Genomic DNA, 18,701 nt, shown 5'->3' with positions numbered 1-18,701 from the left:
GGAAATATTGCGGAAAAGCCGGGCGGCCCTAAGGTGTCTGCACGGGGGGCTGGCATCGGGTGGTGACGGCTTAATGGCGTTGATTGATCGTTTTTTCGCACGCGCAGTGAAGCGCGGACAACTTACCGTCATCCACGAGGATGGCTCCAGTCGTATTTTCGGCGAAGCGGACCCGGCGCTCAAGCCGGTAACGATCCGTTTCGGATCGGGTGCGACCCGCCGCATCCTGCGCGATCCCTCGCTCGGCGCCGCCGAGGCGTTCATGGACGGCAATGTCGAGATCGTCGAAGGCGACATCCTCGACATGCTCACCCTGTTCGCCGCGAACAACCGCTGGGAAGACAATGACTCGGTGCTCTTCCCCGGCGCCTTCAAGAAGCTGCTCGACAAGCTTGCCTTCCGCCTCGGCCGGATCAACATGCAGCGGCGCTCGAAGCGGAACGTCGCGCATCACTATGACCTGTCGGGCAAGCTCTACGACCTCTTCCTCGACACCGATCGCCAATATAGCTGCGCCTATTTCAGCGAGGCGGGCATCAGCCTCGAGCAGGCGCAGCTCGACAAGAAGGCGCATATCGTCGCCAAGCTGGCGATCGAGCCCGGCATGAAGGTGCTCGACATCGGCTGCGGCTGGGGCGGCATGGCGCTCTACATCCACGAGAAGACCGGCGCCGAGGTGCTTGGCGTCACCCTGTCCGAGGAGCAGCTCAAGGTCGCCCGCCAGCGCGCGATCGATGCCGGCGTGGCGGACAAGGTGAAGTTCGAGCTGATCGACTATCGCAACGTCACTGGCCAGTTCGACCGGATCGTCTCGGTCGGCATGTTCGAGCATGTCGGCACGCCGCATTACCGCGCCTTTTTCCGCAAGGTCCGCGAGCTGCTGACGCCGCAGGGCGTGATGCTGCTCCACACGATCGGCAGGGCAGGGGCGCCGGGCGTCACCGACGCGTTCACGCTCAAGTACATCTTCCCCGGCGGCTATATCCCGGCGCTCTCGGAGATCGCCAAGGGCTATGAGGGGCTGCGCTATTTCATGACCGATGTGGAGGTGCTGCGCCTTCATTATGCCGAGACGCTGCAGCATTGGTACGAGCGCACGCTGGCGGCGCGCGACGCGATCGTCGGCCTGTACGACGAGCGCTTCTACCGGATGTGGTGCTTCTACCTCGCCGGCTGCGTGGTGAGCTTCCGCTATGGCGGGCTGGTCAACTACCAGCTGCAATTCTCGCGCTCGCGCGAGGCGCTGCCGCTGACCCGCGATTACATGTTCGAGGAGGAGCGCGCGCTCCGCGAGCCGCACAAGGTCACGCTGCGTCAGGCAGGCAAGGCGGGATAGGTTTCATCCATATGGGCCTTGGCGGTGCGGATGATTTCCTCGACCACGCCCAGGTCCACGTCGGCGAGCTTCTTGATGTAGAGGCAGCTCTTGCCGGTGCGATGCTTGCCGAGCCGGGAGAGCAGGTCGGCCTGCTCGGGCTTTCCGCTCAGCACGTACAGCACAAGCTCGGCCTTGCGCGGCGAGAAGCCGATCCGGCACATCTCGCCCGAATGGCCGCTGTCATAGGTGTAGCGATAGCTGCCGAAGCCGATGATCGTGGCGCCCCACATCTTCGGTGCCTCCCCGGTCAGTCGCGCCATCATCGCGCAGACGGTTTCGGCATCGGCGCGGCGCACCGGATCGGGCACCGCGGCGATAAAATCCGCTACCTTCATGTCGGTCGCCTTGGTCTTCAGCTCGGCCATCCGTCCCTCGCGAGTCTGTGCATAACAGCATGCCTCAAGGGCAAAGGTTGCGGAAGCCGCGCATGAACCCTAGAGCGCCCCGGTTTTTCCAGAATCTCCCGGAGTCGCCCATGTCTGACAAGATCAACCGTGTCGTCCTCGCCTATTCGGGCGGTCTGGACACCAGCGTGATCCTGAAATGGCTCCAGCAGGAATATCAGTGCGAGGTGGTGACCTTCACCGCCGATCTCGGCCAGGGCGAGGAGCTCGAGCCTGCGCGCAAGAAGGCCGAGATGGCCGGCGTGAAGCCCGAGCATATCTTCATCGACGATCTGCGCGAGGAGTTCGTCAAGGACTTCGTCTTCCCGATGATGCGCGCCAACGCGCTCTACGAGGGCCTGTACCTGCTCGGCACCTCGATCGCGCGCCCGCTGATCGCCAAGCGCCAGATCGAGATCGCCAAGCTCGTGAACGCCGACGCCGTCAGCCACGGCGCCACCGGCAAGGGCAACGATCAGGTCCGCTTCGAGCTCGGCTATTATGCGTTGAACCCGGACATCAAGGTGATCGCGCCGTGGCGTGAGTGGGACCTGACCAGCCGCACCAGGCTGATCGAGTTCGCCGAGCAGCACCAGATCCCGGTGAGCAAGGACAAGCGCGGCGAATCGCCCTTCTCGACCGACGCGAACCTTCTCCACACCTCGTCCGAGGGCAAGGTGCTCGAAGATCCGTGGGAGGAAGTGCCCGATTACGTCTATTCGCGCACGGTGAACCCGGAGGATGCCCCCGACACGCCCGAGGTCATCACCATCGACTTCGAGCGCGGCGACGGCGTCGCGCTGAACGGCGTGGCGATGTCGCCGGCGTCGCTGCTGACGGCGCTCAACGAGCTGGGCCGCAAGCACGGCATCGGCCGCCTCGACCTGGTCGAGAACCGCTTCGTCGGCATGAAGTCGCGCGGCATGTACGAGACGCCGGGCGGCACCATCTATCACCTTGCGCACCGCGGCATCGAGCAGATCACGCTGGATCGCGGCGCCGCGCACCTCAAGGACGAGCTGGCGCCGCGCTATGCCGAGCTGATCTACAACGGCTTCTGGTTCGCGCCCGAGCGCGAGATGCTCCAGGCCGCGATCGACTATTCGCAGGAGAAGGTGACGGGCACCGTCCGCCTCAAGCTCTACAAGGGCAGCGTGATCGTCACTGGTCGCAAGTCGCCCTATTCGCTGTACAGCGAGAAGGTCGTGACCTTCGAGGACGATCAGGGCGCCTATGACCAGCGCGACGCGGCGGGCTTCATCAAGCTCAACGCGCTCCGCCTGCGCCTGCTCGGCCGCCGCGACGGCTGATCCATCGTCTCCGGCGGGCGCGTGCGCTCGCCGGAACTATGTCCAGTTCGGATATAGTCGCCGTCCGTTTCGGCTTCACTCTGTTATCGCTTTGTTCTCGGTGATTCGAGGGGAAGCGCGATGGGGATCAGGCAGCGAGCGGCAGTTTTCTCGGCGTGCGGCGCGTTGCTCGCTGCAACCGGGTGCAGCGCCCAGACCAGCGACGAGCAGCGCTTCGTCGCAGAGATGACCGCGAAGATCAGGCAGCGCCTGCCCGGTGTCGAGGTGGCACCCGGGGAAGATCCGCTTTCGGTGTCGCTGAAGGGCAAGGGACAACTGAACCGCTCGATCAACTTCGGCAGCGTCTATCGTTTCTGCGGCCAGGTTCCGGCAAAGGCGTGTCGGACGATGCGCAGCGAATTTCTCGATACGGTGCTGCGGGCAGTGCCGGTGCCGACTGCGGCGTCCCTGCGGATCGCCGTGCGCGATGCCGAATATGTTCGGTATGCGGGCAAGATCGTTTCCCAGCCGATAGGCGAGGATCTGTTCGCCGTGCTCGTTTCCGACGCACCTGACAGCGTGACCACCGTCCCGGGCGACAGGCTTCCGGAACTCGGCCTGACGCGGGATCAGGCCTGGGCGCGCGCGTGGCAGCAGACCCGTGCCCTTCTCCCTGTGCTACCCAAGGGCACCGCGCTCGCGAAGCATGCATTTTTCTTCGCCGACCAGGACTATCTCGCGAGCGTGCTCGCCGACGTGCCGGCGTGGCGCGCCATTGCCGATGCAGCGGGGCCCGAACTGCTCGTCACGGTGGTTGCCGACCACGCTGTTTTTGTCGCCCGCATGCCTGACGGGCCGAAACTTGAGTATTTCAAGCAGACGGTGCGCGACGATTGCGCAAGCCAGCCGCGCTGCATCTCGCCCAATGTCTATCGCTTCCGCGATGGCCGCTGGGTGGTTTCGCGCTAGCCGCGTCTAACGCCGGATTAACCAAGATGCCCTAGCTCGGGGCGATGGAAATGAGCCTGCCCCGGGAAGCATGGCGCGCGCCTCTGGTCGCGCTGCTGCTTGCCGTGGGGCTGAGCGCGGTCTGGATGCTGCGCGGCTGGCACGACCTCGCCGCGCTGCGCTTGCCCGATACCGACGACATGGTGCGGCTCCAGCAGGCCCGCGACTGGCTGGGCGGGCAGGGCTTTGCCGACCTTGCCCAGCATCGCCTTGGCCCGCCACCGGGGCTGGAGATGCACTGGTCGCGCTTGCCCGATCTGGTGCCGGCGGCGCTGATCCTGCTGCTGACGCCGCTGCTCGGCAGTCATGGCGCGGAGCTGGTCGCGGTGATCGTCTCGCCGGCTTTGCTGTTCCTCGCTGTGTTGCTGCTCATCGGTTCGATCGCCCGGCGCCTGGGCGCGCCGGTGATCACCGCCACGCTGGTCGCCGCGCTCGCCTATCCGGCGACCAGCCTGTTCCTGCCCGGCCGCATCGATCACCACGCATTGCAGATGGTGCTGCTCCTGCTGCTGGTGCGGGCGCTGCTCGGCACCGGGACGCTCGGCGCCGGGATCGTCGCGGCGCTGGCAATCACTGCGTCGCTCTCGATTGGGCTGGAGACGCTTCCGCTGCTCGCCGTCGGCGGCGCGGCGCTGGTGCTGCTCTGGGTCGCGGACGCGCCTGGCAGTCGCGTCCGCCTGCTCGGCTTCGGTATCGCGCTGCCGCTGGCGCTGGCCGGGGCGAGCGTATTGCTGCGGACCAGCGGCTGGCCCGTGTCCGCCTGCGACGGGTTCACCGGCCTGTTCTGGCGCGCGGCACAGGCCGCATCGCTCATACTGCCGGCATTGGCCCTGTTCGACCTTTCCGCGCCGCGGAGCCCGCGCGCGCGCCTTCTCGCAACCGTGCTTGTCGGCGCCGCGGCGCTCGCCGCCGTCCTGCTGCTCGCACCGCAATGTCTGCACCCCTATGGTGCGGTCGATCCGCTGCTCGCCCGGCTCTGGCTCGCCGGGGTTGGCGAGGCGCAACCCCTGTTCGGCACCACCCCCGCCAATGCCGTCGCCTATGCCGGGCTGGCGATGATCGGCTTCGCCGCAACGCTCGTCATCGCCTTGAAGCGGCGGGAGACGGGCTGGTGGGTCGTCGCGGCGCTGATCCTGGCGGCGCTGGCGATCACCTGCTTCCAGCTGCGTGGGGCCTATGCCGCCGCCTTGCTCGTGGCGCCCGCGCTGACAGTGACGATCGCGACTGCGCGTGCCCGCGGCACCCTGGTGCTCGCCGCTGCCTGGATCGTCTCGACCGGCATTCTCTACCCGATCGCCGGCACCGCGCTGTTCCCGCCGAAGCCCGAGCCGGGCGCGAATTGCACCGCGCCCGAGAGTCTGGCCAATCTCGCTGCGCTGCCGCCCGGGCATCTCCTCGCGCCGCTCGACATCGGCGCCTATGCGCTTGCCGCCACGCCGCACCACGTGCTGGCGGCGCCCTATCACCGCAACAATCGGGGGAATCGTGCCATGACTGACTTCTTCCTGGGACAGCCAACGCAATCGGAAGCGATCGCAAGGGCATGGGGGATCGACTATGTCGCCTTTTGCGACGGCGACCTTGATCGCTTCGCCAGGGTGGCGCCGCACGGCCTGGCCGAGCAGCTGCGCGCCGGCGCGGTGCCCGACTGGCTGGTGCCGGTGAATCCGGATAGCGCAGCGCCGCGCATCTATCGTCTGGCATCGCGTCACTGATGGCGCAGATGGTGCCTCGCTGGTGGGAGACGCGCTGGTTCGCGCTGGTCGCGATCCTGGCCTCGTGCGTGCCCCTGCTCTGGCCGGCGCTGCCGCCCCTGGTCGACCTGCCGGCGCATATCGGGCGCTATCATATCGCCGCGGCGATCGGAGACTCGGCCGATCTCCAGCGGCACTACAGCTATCAATGGGCGCTGATCGGCAATCTGGGTGTCGACGGCATCGTCTATGCGCTCACCCCGCTGATGGGCGTCGAGGCGGCGGCGAAATGGACTGTCGTCACGATTCCGCTGCTCACTACTGCCGCGCTGGCCTGGCTGTCGCGCGAAAGCGGCGGGCGGCGGTCGCCGGCGATGCTCGCGGCCTTTCCGCTCGCCTATAGCTATGCCTTCCTCTTCGGCTTCGTGAACTTCGCGCTGGCGAGCGGGCTGGCGATCGCCGCGCTGGCGCTGTGGATTCGCCTTGGCCGCCAGCACAGGCTCGCCCTGCGTGCCGCGCTGTTCGTGCCGATCTCGTTCCTGCTCTGGGTGGTCCACAGCTTCGGCTGGGGCATGTTCGGGCTGTTCGCCTTCGCTGCCGAACTGGCGCGGCTGCGGGTGGCAGGCAAAACGTGGCGCGCGGCGATTCTCGGCGCAGTGCTTGCCTGCATTCCGCTCGGCGGCCCGGCGCTGCTGACGCTGCACACCCAGTACAGCTCGGTCGTCTATTATCAGTGGCGCGCCAAGCCCGGCTGGATCGCCTCGCTGCTGCGCGACCGCTGGAAATGGTTCGACGTCGCCAGCGTGCTGGCGATCGCGGTGCTGCTCTACACGGCGCTGCGCCGCCCCGGCTGGCGCTTCGACCCGACGGCGGGCGCCGCCGCGCTGACCGGCCTGCTGGTGTTCCTGGTCTTCCCCTTCACCGTCGCCGCGGGTGCCTATGCCGATATGCGCCTGCTCGGCCCGGCTGCCGCGATCGCCCTCGTCGCGGTCCGCCCGCCGCCGCAATGGGAACGCGCGGTGGCGATCGGTGCCACGCTGTTCTTCGTGGTGCGCACTGCGGCGGGCACGATCAGCATGTTGCTCGCCGCCCAGCCCCAGCAGCAGGCGCTGGAAGCGGTGGCGCACATCCCGCGCGGCGCCGCGGTGCTGGTATTGGCGCAGGAGAATTGCGCGACCGACTGGGTCAGCCGCCGCCTTGGCCACATCTCCGGCATCGCCGTCGCCCGGCGCGACGTGTTCGAGAGCGGGCAATGGATGCTGCCCGGCCAGCAGCTGCTGCTGCACCGGCACGAACGCGCCGAGCCCTATGCTTCCGATCCCTCGCAGCTCGTCTATCCGGTCGGCTGCGCCTATCGCCCGACCGATCCGGCGACTGCGATCCGCGACTTCGATCGTGGCACCTTCACCCATGTCTGGGTGATCGGATTCCGCCCGCAGCCGGCGCTCGCACGCGACGTGAAGCTCGTCTGGAGCAACGGCATGTCCTCGTTATATCGCGTTGATCATATTGCCGGCTTGTCTGGGAGTGCAGGCCGACGGTAATAGCGGTCGGATGCAGGGGAATCCGGAGCTTCATTGGTGGCAGACACGATGGTTCGTGCTGCTCTGCACGTTCATCGCAATCGTTCCGCTGCTGTGGCCGACGATCCCGCCGCTGGTCGACCTGCCGGGGCACATGGGGCGCTACCGCGTCCAGTTCACCTACGACCAATATCCCTTCCTCCGGGAATGGTATGATTTCCGCTGGTCCCTGATGGGCAATCTCGGCGTCGATCTGCTGGTGATCCCGCTCCACTATATCTTCGGGCTCGAACTGGCGGTGAAGCTGGTGGTGATCTCGATCCCGGCGATGACCGTGGCGGGCATGCTGTGGATCGCGCGCGAGGTGCACGGCAGGATTCCGGCGACTGCGCTGATCGCCCTGCCGCTCGCCTATGCCTTCCCCTTCCATTTCGGCTTCGTCAATTTCGCGCTGTCGATGGCGTTCGCGCTGCTCGCCTTTGGCTGGTGGCTGCGGCTGGCCCGCCTCGGCAAGCTGATGTTCCGCTCGCTGGTGTTCGTGCCGATCTCGGTGCTGATCTGGATCTGCCACACCTATGGCTGGGGTCTGCTCGGCGTGCTGGCCTTCTCCGCCGAGCTGATCCGCCAGCACGACCTGCGCCGCAACCGTGCGCTGCCCTGGCACAAGGACCTTGTCGGCGGCTGGCTGCTGCCCTGCTTCCGCGCGGGGCTGCACTGCATCGTGCTCGCGCCGCCGGCCGTGATGATGGTGCTGTGGCGCTCGGGCGATCATGTGTCGGGCCAGACCTTCGACATGTTCAACTGGCGCGCCAAGATGCTGTGGATCACCCAGGTGTTCCGCGATCGCTGGCAGCTGTTCGACCTCGCTTCGGTGGGTGTGCTGTTCCTGCTGCTGTTCAAGGCGGTGCGCGATCCCAACATCCAATATTCGCGCAACCTGGCGCTGTCGGGCATCTTCCTCACCCTGGTCTATATCCTGCTGCCGCGCGTCGTGTTCGGCTCGGCCTATGCCGATATGCGGCTGGTGCCGTTCCTGCTGGCAATCGGTATCCTGGCGATCCGGCCCAAGCCTGGACTGTCGATCCGCGGCGCCGCCACGGTCGCGGCGCTCGGCATGGCCTTCTTCTGCGTGCGCATCGCCGCCACCACCTGGAGCTTCCTGCTCTATAGCGGCACCTATGATCGCGAGCTGAAGGCGCTCGAGCATCTGCCCCAGGGCGCGCGGCTGATCACCTTTGTCGGCGAGACCTGCCGCTACGAATGGAAGCAGACGCGGCTCCAGCACGTTCCCGCACTCGCGCTCGAGCGCAAGCTTGCCTATACCAATGATCAATGGTCGATGGCCGGCGGCCAGCTGCTCACGGTTCGCTACGAAGCGGCCAAGCGCTTCGCGCACGATCCCTCGCAGATCGTCACCGACGTGCAGTGCCCGCGCGAATATTGGCGCCCGGTCGCCTGGGCGCTGGCGCGCTTCCCGCGCGATGCGTTCGACTATGTCTGGATGATCGAGCCCCCGGCCTATAATCCGCGCTTCGAGCAGGGGCTGATCCCGCTATGGCGTGACGGTGCCAGCGCGCTGTTCAAGATTGATCATTCGGTCCCGGCGCCTGTGATCGAGCCCGGTGAACTGCCGGTTCCGCGCTGGGAGCGCGACATCATCCTGCGCGAAGGCCATGGCGGCGAAAGTCGTCTTCCCAATCCGGAAGCAAGCCCGGTGCCCGAGCCGATCGAATCGCCGGTGCCGACGCCGGAACCGTCGCCTTCGCCCACCGCGACGCACAAGGCCAAGCACAAAAGGGCGAAGCACTAGGGGGCCAAGAGCCCGCCCGTGAATTTTCTGGGCTACGGTTCTTGCGGATATATGTCACCCCGGCCTTGTGCCGGGGTCCACTGCGCCGCGGCGGATGACCTGGAACCTCTTGTCCATGACTTGCCTCCCGGTGGACCCCGGCACAAGACCGGGGTGACGGTTTGCGTTGGCGGATGCCAGTCGCCCCTACCCGCCCCGGCGAAACGGCGTCAGCGCGCCCAGATATTCCTGCTCCTCGGCGATCGCCTCGCGCTCGCGTTCGAGATACTCCGCCACGGCGCGGCGAAAGCCCGGATCGGGAAGATAATGCGCCGACCAGGTGGTGACCGGCGCATAGCCGCGCGCCAGCTTGTGTTCGCCCTGCGCACCGGCCTCGACGCGCTTGAGGCCGCGTTGGATCGCGGCGTCGATCGCCTGGTAATAGCAGAGCTCGAAATGGAGGAAGGGCACTTCCTCGGTGCAGCCCCAATAGCGGCCATAGAGCGCGTCGGCGCCGATCAGGTTGAGCGCGCCGGCGATCGGCACGCCGTCACGCTCGGCGAGGATCAGCAGCAGCTGGTCCGCCATTTCCTCGCCGAGCAGCGAGAAGAACTGGCGCGTCAGATAGGGGCGGCCCCATTTGCGGCTGCCGGTATCCTGGTAGAAGGTCCAGAACGCATCCCAATGCGCCTCGGTGATCGCGTCGCCGCTGAGGTGCCGGATCGTCAGTCCTTCCACCGCGGCGGCGCGCTCCTTGCGGATCGCCTTGCGCTTGCGGCTGGCGAGCGCGCCCAGGAATTCGTCGAACCCGGCATAGCCTTCGTTCGCCCAGTGGAACTGGGTGCCGGCGCGGATCAGCCAGCCAGCCGCCTCGAACAGCGGCAGCTGGCCCTGGTCGAGAAAGGTGACGTGCGCCGAGGAAAGCCGGTTCTGGTCGGTCACCGCCTCGATCCCGGCGATGAGCGCGGGTGCCAGCGCCCCGTCGCGCAGCAGCAGCCGGGCCCCCGGCACCGGCGTGAAGGGCACAGCGACCTGGAGCTTGGGATAATATTGGCCGCCGGCGCGCTCCCAGGCATCGGCCCAGGCATGGTCGAACACATATTCGCCCTGGCTGTGGCTCTTGGCATAGGCGGGGGCGATCGCGGCGGGACGGCCCTCTGCATCGTCGATCACGATCGGCAGCGATTGCCAGCCCGCGCGCGGACTCACCGATCCCGATCGCTCGAGGATCGACAGGAAGGCATGGCTGACGAACGGATTGCCGCCACCTGCGCAGGCGTCCCAGTCGCCCGGCAGGATCGAGCTGACACCATCGGCGATGCGGGCGGTCACGGAAGAGGCAGGCACGGCCCCCAGATAAGGACGGCGCCCCGCAAAGGGCAATGGGGGAGGGGTGGCGGGAGGCTATGCCAGGCCGAAATCCGCCTCCGACGTATCGAAATCCATCTCCGTCGCACGGCCCGTGCGATTGTCGCTGGGCCAATTACGCCACGGTGGCCGCTTCGGCGCCAGAGGCGCCGGGCTTTCATTTCCGCTGGATGCAGGGTTCACATCATGGCCAATTACCGTTCGTTCTTCCCGCTACTCCCCGCTGCGCTGCTTGCCGCCTGCGGCGGCGGTGCCGACAAGGCCGAAAAGCCGGGTAACGTCGCGGGGGCGGGAGCGGAGTCGACCGCACCCGCAGCGAGCAGCGGCTATGCCGGGCAGCTGACCCCTGGCCTCTACAAGATCCAGCAGACCGGCGCGATGACCAAGGACGACACGGTCTGCCTGAAGGCCGAGGATATCGCGACGGGCAAGGTGATCGTGATGTCCGAATCCTTCCCCGAGGATTGGACCGCAACGACCGATCGCATGGCTGATGGCGGCATCCAGCTCGATGCGACGGGTCCGAACGACGGCCATATCGAGATGCGCGGTACCTATACCGCCAAGAGCTTCGAGGCGGCCTGGAAGATGAAGTACAGCGTCAATGGTGCCAGCAACACCGTCGATTCGACGGTGAAGGGCGAATTCGTCTCTGAGGATTGCGGCGAGGGTTAATCGCCCCGCCGTTCGGTGATCCGCACTTCGCGCTGCGGCAGCGCCAGCGCGATGCCGTTCTCCTGGAACATCACCCAGAGCCGGTTGAGCACGTCGCTCTTCACATTGCCGACGCCGCTTTCGGGATCGCTGATCCAGGTGAGAATCTCGTGCTCCACGCCGCTCTCGCCGAACGCGGAGAGGCGGACATTGGTGGGCGGATCGTTGAGCGCGCGCGGACTTTCCTTGGCGGCGCGCAGCATCAGCTCCTGGGCGAGCTTCAGGTCGCAATCATAGGAGACGGTCACCGCGATGCGCACGCGGACGTTGCGATCGGTGTACGACCAGTTCTCCACTTCCTGGGTCATCAGGATCTCGTTCGGGATCAGATGCTCCTTGCCGTCGCGCGTGACGACGCTGACTGCACGCACCCCGATCTTGTTCACCCAGCCGAAGCTGTCGCCCACCACGATCACGTCGCCCGGCTTGATCGATCGGTCCATCAGCAGAATGATTCCCGCGATCAGATTGCCGATCGTCTTCTGCAGGCCGAAGCCGATGGCGAGGCCGAACGCGCCGGAGAAGACCGCGAAGGCAGTGAGGTCGATCCCCAGCAGGTCGATGCCGACGAAGAAGGCCACCACCACCGCGGCGATAGCGGCAAGCTTCTGGAACAGCAGCTTCTGGGTGGGATCGAAGCCGCGCGCGCCGGCGATCCACTGAGTCAGGATGCGGTTGAACAGGCGGACGCCGGCGAAGAGCAGCAGCACGGTGACCGCGATGCTGAGCAGCGAGAGCAAGGTGAGCCGGCGCTGGCCGATGTCGATGCCGACGCGCTCCAGCGTCTCTCGGGTCGCGTCGAACCCGCCGATCGCGTGGCTCAATATCGCGGCGAAGGCGATCGCCGCGGCGCTCCAGGCGACCGAGCGGGGCAGGTTGAGTCCGCGCAGCACGGCGATAGCGAACATCGCGGCGGCGGCGCCGGTGGCGAAGCCCAGCCCCAGCGCCGCCAGCGGGTGCCAGGGCCAGGCGGCGAGGACGATGCCGAGCAGCAGGGTGGCGACGCCGTGGCGCAGCACCTCGCAGATCCGGCCGCTGAACAGCGGGCCATGGTCGACGTCGCGCATCCAGAGCTCGGCGACGCGCGGGCCGATCTTGCGCCCGGCGAGCCAGCCCAGAAGCAGTGCGGCAAAGGCGATCGCCGCGGCAATGCCCGCTTCGGAGAGCTCGGGCGGCGAAGGAAGATTGTGCCCCGCCAGCCAGTCGCCGAAGCGCTGCATCATCCCTTTGCGTCCCGGAATGCGGCAAGGCCGCGGTCGAGGTCGGCGATCAGGTCGTCCGGATCCTCGAGGCCGATCTGGAGCCGCACCACCGGCCCCTCGGCCTTCCATTCGGTAGCGGTGCGGAAGCGCTGCGGGTCCACCGGCAGGGCCAGGCTCTCATAGCCGCCCCAGCTATAGCCGATGCCGAAATGCTCCAGGCTGTCGATCAGCGCCGCGCGCTCCTTCTCGCCGCCGCCATTCAGCACGAAGGCGAACAGGCCGGCGGCACCCTTGAAGTCGCGCGCGAAGATCTCGTGTCCCGGGCAGTCGGGCAGCGCCGGATGCAGCACCCGCGCCACCTCGGGCCGCGTCTTGAGCCACTCTGCGATCTGCAACGCGGCGCGGCCGTGCTGTTCCAACCGGATCGCCATGGTCCTGAGGCCGCGGGCGCCCAGCCAGGCATCGTCCGGGCTCGCCGTCTGGCCAAGCTGATAGGTGGCGTCGCGGAGCGCCTTGTACTTGCCTTCCGCTGCGGTGACGGATCCCAGCATGACGTCCGAATGGCCGACGACATATTTGGTTGCGGCAAGGATCGTATAGTCGATGCCCAGCTGGATCGCCGGGAAGAGCAGCGGCGTTGCCCAGGTATTGTCGAGCACCGTGGCGATGCCGCGTGCCTTGGCCACCGCGACGATCGCCGGAACGTCCTGCACCTCGAAGGTCAGGCTGCCCGGGCTTTCGAGGAAGATCACCCTGGTGTTGTCTCGGCACAAGGACGCGATGCCGTCGCCGATCAGCGGATCGTAGAAGGTCGTCTCGATCCCCATCCGCTTGAGCATGCCATTGGCGAAATTGCGGGTGGGGTCGTAGCTGCTGTCGGGGAGCAGCAGGTGATCGCCGGGCGAAAGCAGCGCGAGCAGCGTGGTGACGATCGCGGCGACACCGGACGGGTAGAGCAGGGTCGCCTCGGCACCCGGCTCGAGCTCGGTCAGCGCGTCGGCGAGCGACCACTGCGTCGGCGTTCCGCGGCGGCCGTAGAACAGCCGGTGATGCGTGTCCCTGGCGCCGCTGGCGCGCAGATGCGCGACGTCGTCATAGAGGATCGTCGATGCGCGCCACACCGGCGGATTGACGATGCCCTGGGTCCATTCCTTGCGCCGGCCGGCGGAAACGACCTTGGTCTTGTCCTGCCCGACCTTGTGGTTCTTGTGGCTGTCGTTCTTGTCGCTGCTCATGCCGGGCCCAATGCCTTGGCCGTCTCCGGACGGCTACCCCATTCCGTCCAACTGCCGTCGTAAAGCGCGGCCTCATTGTCGAGCAGATGTGCGCCGAACGCGAGGATCGCGGCGGTGATGCCCGAACCGCAGGTGGTTACGAGCGGCAGGCCGAGGTCGATGCCGTGCTCCTCGAACACGGCCCGGATCGCGTCGGGATGCTTCCAGGTGCCGTCCGGATTGAAGAAGCGCGGATAGGGGACATTCCTCGATCCCGGGATGTGGCCGGCGGCTACCTCGGCGCGCGGATCGGGCTCCTCGCCGGTGAAGCGCGCCGCCGAGCGGGCATCGGCGATCTGGCCGGTCTCCGCCTTCATCTGGTCGAGCGTGCGCAGCTTCGACTTTGCACTGCGCGGTTCGAAGCTGCCGGGCTCCAGGTCCGCGTGCGAACCCCCGTTGCACAGGCGTCCCTCGGCCTTCCACTTGGCCATTCCGCCATCGAGCAGCGCGACGTCGACGCCCGCCAGTCGCAGCAGCCACCAGGCGCGGCACGAAGTATGGTGCGGACCATTGTCGTAGAGCACGATCGGTGTCTCGGTATCGGCGCCCAAAGCGCGCAGCCGCTCGGCGATCTTCGCCACGGTCGGCACGGTCGAGGGAAGCGGGCTGGTCTCGTCGACCAGGCTGTCGAGGTCCAGGAAACGGGCGCCGGCGATATGCTCGGCCTCGAACTCGGCGCGAGGATCGCGCGGCGGCGATCCGGGGATCGTCGAGGTATAGGTTGCGTCGAGCACCAGCACGTCTTCGGCGCCGGCCAGCCATTCGGTCGTTACGAGCCCGTCCATGGATATGCGTCCTAGAAGGATGCAAACGCCCGCGCAAACGCCTACATGCGGCGGATGGACGCCAAGCATCTCGGAAAAACCTCGACTCTCCCCACCACGCCGGAGGAAGCCGAACTCGATTATGTGCCCAACCCGCGCAAGGGCACGCGCTATCTCATCCGCTTCGCCGCGCCTGAGTTCACTTCGCTCTGCCCGATCACCGGCCAGCCCGATTTCGCGCATCTGGTGATCGACTATGTGCCGGGCGACACGATAGTCGAATCCAAGTCGCTCAAGCTGTTCCTCGGCAGCTTTCGCAATCACGGCGCCTTTCACGAGGATTGCACCGTCGGCATCGGCCAGCGGCTGTTCGACGAGATGGCTCCGATCTGGCTCAGGATCGGCGGGTACTGGTATCCGCGCGGTGGTATCCCGATCGATGTTTTCTGGCAGTCGGGCGCGCCGCCCGAAGGTGTCTGGGTACCCGATCAGGGCGTGCCGGGGTACCGCGGCCGCGGCTGAACGCCAGATTTACAACGGTTCGCCCGAGTCGTATCATGCTGCATCGCACCATGATGAAACCTTATTGAAAACAGTGAGTTTGGAGAGCGAGCGGAGTCACCCACGCAATAGAGTTTTGCGGCAGCGAAAGGAAAGATCGGCGCATGAAAGCCCCGAACGCCCAGCACATAGCGCTGATCGGTAACTTCCTGCCGCGCAAATGCGGGCTCGCTACCTACACCACCGATACCTACACGGCGCTCACGAAGCGTTTCCCGGATCTCAAGGTCGACGTCTATGCGATGGACGACCATCCCGGCCGATACGACTATCCCGAGGCGGTGACCGGATCGATCCCGCAGCACGAGCGCTCGGCGTATCTCGACACCGCCCGCGCGATCGAGGCATCGGGTGCGCAGGCGCTGTGGGTCCAGCACGAATATGGCATCTATGGCGGGCCCGCGGGCGAACATCTGATCGCGCTGCTCGATCGCCTCACCATCCCGGTGATCGCGACGCTGCACACTGTACTCGAAAATCCCAATGCCGACGAGCGCCGGGTAATGGAGGCGCTGCTGCGCCGGGCGTCGCGGGTGATCGTGATGGCCGAGAAGGGCCGCGACATCTTGAAGCGCGTGCATGCGGCGGACGATCGCAAGATCCTGATGATTCCGCACGGCGTGCCCGATCGTGCCTTTGCCGATCCGGAGGCGTTCAAGCCGCGCTTCGGCTGGCAGGGCCGCGAAGTGATCCTCACCTTCGGCCTGCTCGCGCCGAGCAAGGGTATCGAGACGATGATCGAGGCGATGCCGGCGATCGCCGCCGCCCGTCCCGACGCGCTCTATGTGATCCTCGGGGCGACCCATCCCAATCTCGTCGCGCATGAAGGCGAGGCCTATCGCGAGCGGCTGCAGGCGCTGGCCGCCGATCTCGGCGTGGCGGGGAATGTCGCCTTCGTCGACGGCTTCGTCGAGCAGGGCGAGCTGCTCGACTATCTCCAGGCGGCGGACGTCTATGCCACGCCCTATCCGAACCCGGCGCAGATCACTTCGGGCACGCTTTCCTATGCCGTGGCGGTCGGCAAGCCGGTGGTTTCGACGCCCTATATCCACGCGACCGAGATTCTCGCGGACGATCATGGCGCGCTGGTGCCGTTCAATGACAGCGCGGCCTTCGCTCGCGAAATCGTACGCCTGCTCGCCGACAAGCCGGCGCGGCTTGCACTTGCCGAGCGTGCCTATGCCCGCGGCCGCACGATGCTCTGGCCGCGGCTGGCCGAGACGGCGATGGAAGTGCTGGGCGGCATTCTTGCGTCAAAGCCGCGCCGCTTCGCCCGTCCACCTGCAAAGCCGCTGATGCCGCTCAAGCCGGATATCGCAGCAGTGGAACGCATGAGCGACGCCACCGGTATGCTCCAGCATTCGATCTATTCGGTGCCCGATCGCCGCCATGGCTATTGTATCGACGACAATGCCCGTGCGCTGATTCTGATGTCGAAGATCGACGATGTCGACGAGGCGCTGCGTGACAAATGGACGAGCGTCTATGCCGCCTTCGTCCAATATGCCTGGAACCCGGAGCTGCGTCGCTTCCGCAACTTCATGAATTTCGACCGGACCTGGTGCGAGGATGTCGGCTCCGAGGATTCCAATGGCCGTGCGCTCTGGGCGCTGGGCGTCACCGCGCGCGATGCGCGGGCGCAGAAGCATCGCGACTGGGCCTCGGCACTGTTCGATGCCACCGCGCCGATCGCGCTCGAACTGGGCAGCCCGCGCGCGCGTGGCTTCGCGATGCTGGGCGCCGCCGCGATGCTCGACGCGCATCCGGGCCACGCGCTGAGCCGCGAGATCCTCACCCGCTTCGGCGAGGAGCTGATCGAGCTGCTCGACGGCAATCGTCGGCCAGAGTGGAGCTGGTTCGAGATCGTCCTCGCCTACGACAACGCCCGCTTGCCCGAGGCGCTGCTGCGCGCCGGCGTGGCGCTGGGGCGCAGCGAGTTCACCAGCGTCGGGCTCGAGACGCTGGAATGGATCACCGCCCAGCAGACCTCGCCCGAGGGGCGCTTCCGCGCCGTCGGCACCGAGAGCTTCGGGCGCGAATATGCGCCGCCGATGCAGTTCGACCAGCAACCGCTCGAGGCGCAGGCTACCGTGGAGGCCTGTGCCGCCGCCTGGGAGGCCACTAGCGAGCGCCGCTGGGTGGAGGAAGCGACCCGCGCCTATCGCTGGTATCTCGGCGCCAACGACCTGGATATGCCGCTCGCCAGCGCCCAGGATGGCGGCTGCTTCGACGGTCTGATGCCCCACGGACTCAACCGCAACCAGGGCGCCGAGTCGATTCTGGCACTCCAGCTGGCCAATTGCGCGATTTCGGCTCTTTCAAAGGCCACCGGAAACGTGGCAACACCGTTGCGAGCGGCCGTCGCGTAACGATTTTCGCGCCGGTGCGGGGACAATGGCTGGGAGCCGGATGCTCGATATCTTCAATCATGCGCTGCGCCTGAAGGCTGATCCTTCTCGTGTCGTGGTGCGGCCGTTCCATATTGCCTGGACCTCCAACGGATCGGGCCCGAGCCGCAGCGAGCGGCTGGTGGGCGAGGTGCTGGCGATGTCGCCGGGCGAAGCGCGCAACCAGCTCGAGATCGTGCTCAAGGATTTCGAGGCGCGCCACTGGCAGACCCGCCGCGTGTTCATGACGCGCTATGACGAGATCGAGGGCATGCTCGGGCTCGACGGCAGCCAGATCGGCGACGAGAAGCGCCAGCTGATCGGTGCCTATTTCTGCCACGAATACAGCTATGCCGCCGCGGCACTGATGAACCCCAGCGCCGTGCCGCATTACGACCAGACCGGCATGCCGCCGGGCTCGCTGCGCATCCTGATGAGCCTGCGCGCCGTCGGCGAGGGGCATATTTCGTCGGTCGCGTTCCGCGAAGGCATCATCACCGAGAGCAACGAGCTGACGCTCGCCCCCGAGCCGCCCTTCGCCACCGCCGCCGATGCGCGGGAGGAAGACGAGGAGCATGTGCCCGAGGGGCCGGTCACCGTCTATCGCCACCGCGACTCCACGCTGTCCGGCACGGTGATCTTCCCGATCACCAAGGCCCAGTCCAACGGCCTGGAAGATCTGCGCATCACCCATTTCCGCCACGAGGACGGGCAGGAAGAATGGATCGGCACCTACACCGCCTATAACGGCTCGGTGATCCAGTCCGAGCTGCTGCGCACCCGCGACTGGCGCAGCTTCGACCTGGTGCCGATGTCGGGCAGCGCGAGCCGCAACAAGGGCATGGCGCTGTTCCCCCGCACCGTGAACGGCAAGTATATGATGCTCGGCCGGCAGGACGGCGAGAACATCTTCCTCCACGCCTCCGACGACATCACCGCCTGGGAAGGCGGCGAGCTGCTGATCAAGCCGAAATTCCCCTGGGAACTGGTCCAGATGGGCAATTGCGGCCCGCCGATCGAGCTCGAAGAAGGCTGGCTGATGCTCACCCACGGCGTCGGCGCGATGCGCAAATATTCGATCGGCGCCGCGCTGCTCGACAAGAACGACCCCAGCAAGGTGCTGGCCCGCTCGGCCGAGCCGCTGCTCGCCGCGGCGGACCAGGACCGCGAGGGCTATGTGCCCAACGTCGTCTATACCTGCGGCGCCATCAAGCATGGCGACAAGCTGTTCATCCCCTACGGTGTGGCGGACAGCTCGGTTGCCTTCGCCTTTGTGCCGATCAGCTCGATGCTCGCGCAGATGGCCTGACCGCGGCTCCCCTCCTGCTTGCGGGAGGGGCTAGGGGAGGGCGTGTAGCACCCTCACC

The 18,701-nt window shown here is 66.6% G+C and carries 15 protein-coding genes; 10 read left to right on the top strand and 5 right to left on the bottom strand.

The window, feature by feature from the left end; all coding sequences use genetic code 11:
* The first annotated feature begins 73 nt into the window (after positions 1 to 73).
* Positions 74 to 1,336 carry a cyclopropane-fatty-acyl-phospholipid synthase family protein gene (locus P6144_RS06300; protein ID WP_277766887.1) on the top strand — a complete coding sequence of 421 codons (1,263 nt, stop codon included), beginning with the start codon at positions 74 to 76 and terminating at the stop codon, positions 1,334 to 1,336.
* Here P6144_RS06300 and P6144_RS06295 read toward each other — a convergent pair.
* Complete coding sequence (locus P6144_RS06295) at positions 1,315 to 1,743, bottom strand: DUF1801 domain-containing protein (protein ID WP_277766886.1); 429 nt, start codon at positions 1,741 to 1,743, stop codon at positions 1,315 to 1,317. The two genes, P6144_RS06300 and P6144_RS06295, sit on opposite strands and share 22 nt — an antisense overlap.
* 110 nt (positions 1,744 to 1,853) lie before the next feature.
* Here P6144_RS06295 and P6144_RS06290 point away from each other — a divergent pair, with 110 nt between their 5' ends.
* The 5 genes from P6144_RS06290 to P6144_RS06270 all read left to right on the top strand — a co-directional run bounded on the left by P6144_RS06290 (position 1,854) and on the right by P6144_RS06270 (position 9,085).
* Positions 1,854 to 3,071, top strand: coding sequence for an argininosuccinate synthase (locus P6144_RS06290; protein WP_277766885.1), 1,218 nt, complete (start codon positions 1,854 to 1,856; stop codon positions 3,069 to 3,071).
* Between the two features lie 120 nt (positions 3,072 to 3,191).
* Positions 3,192 to 4,019, top strand: a complete 828-nt coding sequence (locus P6144_RS06285; protein ID WP_277766884.1) for a hypothetical protein — start codon at positions 3,192 to 3,194, stop codon at positions 4,017 to 4,019.
* A 50-nt stretch (positions 4,020 to 4,069) separates the two neighbouring features.
* Positions 4,070 to 5,773, top strand: coding sequence for a hypothetical protein (locus P6144_RS06280; protein ID WP_277766883.1), 1,704 nt, complete (start codon positions 4,070 to 4,072; stop codon positions 5,771 to 5,773).
* Positions 5,773 to 7,296: a hypothetical protein gene (locus P6144_RS06275; RefSeq protein WP_277766882.1), complete on the top strand. Its 1,524-nt coding sequence runs from the start codon at positions 5,773 to 5,775 to the stop codon at positions 7,294 to 7,296. The genes P6144_RS06280 and P6144_RS06275 overlap by 1 nt, the downstream gene beginning before the upstream one ends.
* Positions 7,297 to 7,306: 10 nt before the next feature.
* The gene (locus P6144_RS06270; RefSeq protein ID WP_277766881.1) at positions 7,307 to 9,085 is read left to right on the top strand and encodes a hypothetical protein; all 1,779 of its coding nucleotides are present in this window, start codon (positions 7,307 to 7,309) and stop codon (positions 9,083 to 9,085) included.
* Between the two features lie 186 nt (positions 9,086 to 9,271).
* Here P6144_RS06270 and P6144_RS06265 read toward each other — a convergent pair whose 3' ends face one another.
* Complete coding sequence (locus P6144_RS06265; RefSeq protein WP_277766880.1) at positions 9,272 to 10,411, bottom strand: GNAT family N-acetyltransferase; 1,140 nt, start codon at positions 10,409 to 10,411, stop codon at positions 9,272 to 9,274.
* 207 nt (positions 10,412 to 10,618) lie between these two features.
* Here P6144_RS06265 and P6144_RS06260 point away from each other — a divergent pair, with 207 nt between their 5' ends.
* Positions 10,619 to 11,107: a DUF3617 family protein gene (locus P6144_RS06260; RefSeq protein ID WP_277766879.1), complete on the top strand. Its 489-nt coding sequence runs from the start codon at positions 10,619 to 10,621 to the stop codon at positions 11,105 to 11,107.
* On the opposite strand, the gene P6144_RS06255 is transcribed toward P6144_RS06260, so the two are convergent.
* The 3 genes from P6144_RS06255 to P6144_RS06245 are packed head-to-tail and all read right to left on the bottom strand — an operon-like array spanning position 11,104 to position 14,407.
* The gene (locus P6144_RS06255) at positions 11,104 to 12,369 is read right to left on the bottom strand and encodes a mechanosensitive ion channel domain-containing protein (RefSeq protein WP_277766878.1); all 1,266 of its coding nucleotides are present in this window, start codon (positions 12,367 to 12,369) and stop codon (positions 11,104 to 11,106) included. The genes P6144_RS06260 and P6144_RS06255 overlap by 4 nt on opposite strands.
* Entirely contained in the window at positions 12,366 to 13,583 is a 1,218-nt protein-coding gene (metC, locus tag P6144_RS06250; RefSeq protein ID WP_277766877.1) for a cystathionine beta-lyase, read from the bottom strand. The genes P6144_RS06255 and metC overlap by 4 nt, the downstream gene beginning before the upstream one ends.
* A complete protein-coding gene (locus P6144_RS06245; protein WP_277766876.1) occupies positions 13,580 to 14,407 on the bottom strand; it encodes a sulfurtransferase in 828 nt (275 codons plus the stop codon). Before P6144_RS06245 ends, metC begins: the two co-directional genes overlap by 4 nt.
* 54 nt (positions 14,408 to 14,461) lie before the next feature.
* On the opposite strand from P6144_RS06245, the gene queF reads away from it, so the two are divergent.
* From queF to P6144_RS06230, 3 genes are all read left to right on the top strand, one after another.
* Positions 14,462 to 14,908 (top strand): preQ(1) synthase, encoded by a 447-nt coding sequence (gene queF / locus P6144_RS06240; protein ID WP_277766875.1) that lies wholly within the window; start codon positions 14,462 to 14,464, stop codon positions 14,906 to 14,908.
* A 143-nt stretch (positions 14,909 to 15,051) separates the two neighbouring features.
* Positions 15,052 to 17,316 (top strand): glycosyltransferase, encoded by a 2,265-nt coding sequence (locus P6144_RS06235; RefSeq protein ID WP_277766874.1) that lies wholly within the window; start codon positions 15,052 to 15,054, stop codon positions 17,314 to 17,316.
* A 40-nt stretch (positions 17,317 to 17,356) separates the two neighbouring features.
* Positions 17,357 to 18,643 (top strand): glycoside hydrolase family 130 protein, encoded by a 1,287-nt coding sequence (locus P6144_RS06230; protein WP_277766873.1) that lies wholly within the window; start codon positions 17,357 to 17,359, stop codon positions 18,641 to 18,643.
* The last annotated feature ends 58 nt before the right edge of the window (positions 18,644 to 18,701 follow it).

The organism is Sphingomonas sp. HITSZ_GF (assembly GCF_029543155.1).
Taxonomy (GTDB): Bacteria; Pseudomonadota; Alphaproteobacteria; order Sphingomonadales; family Sphingomonadaceae; genus Sphingomonas.
This window is presented reverse-complemented; position numbering and strand designations above follow the sequence as displayed.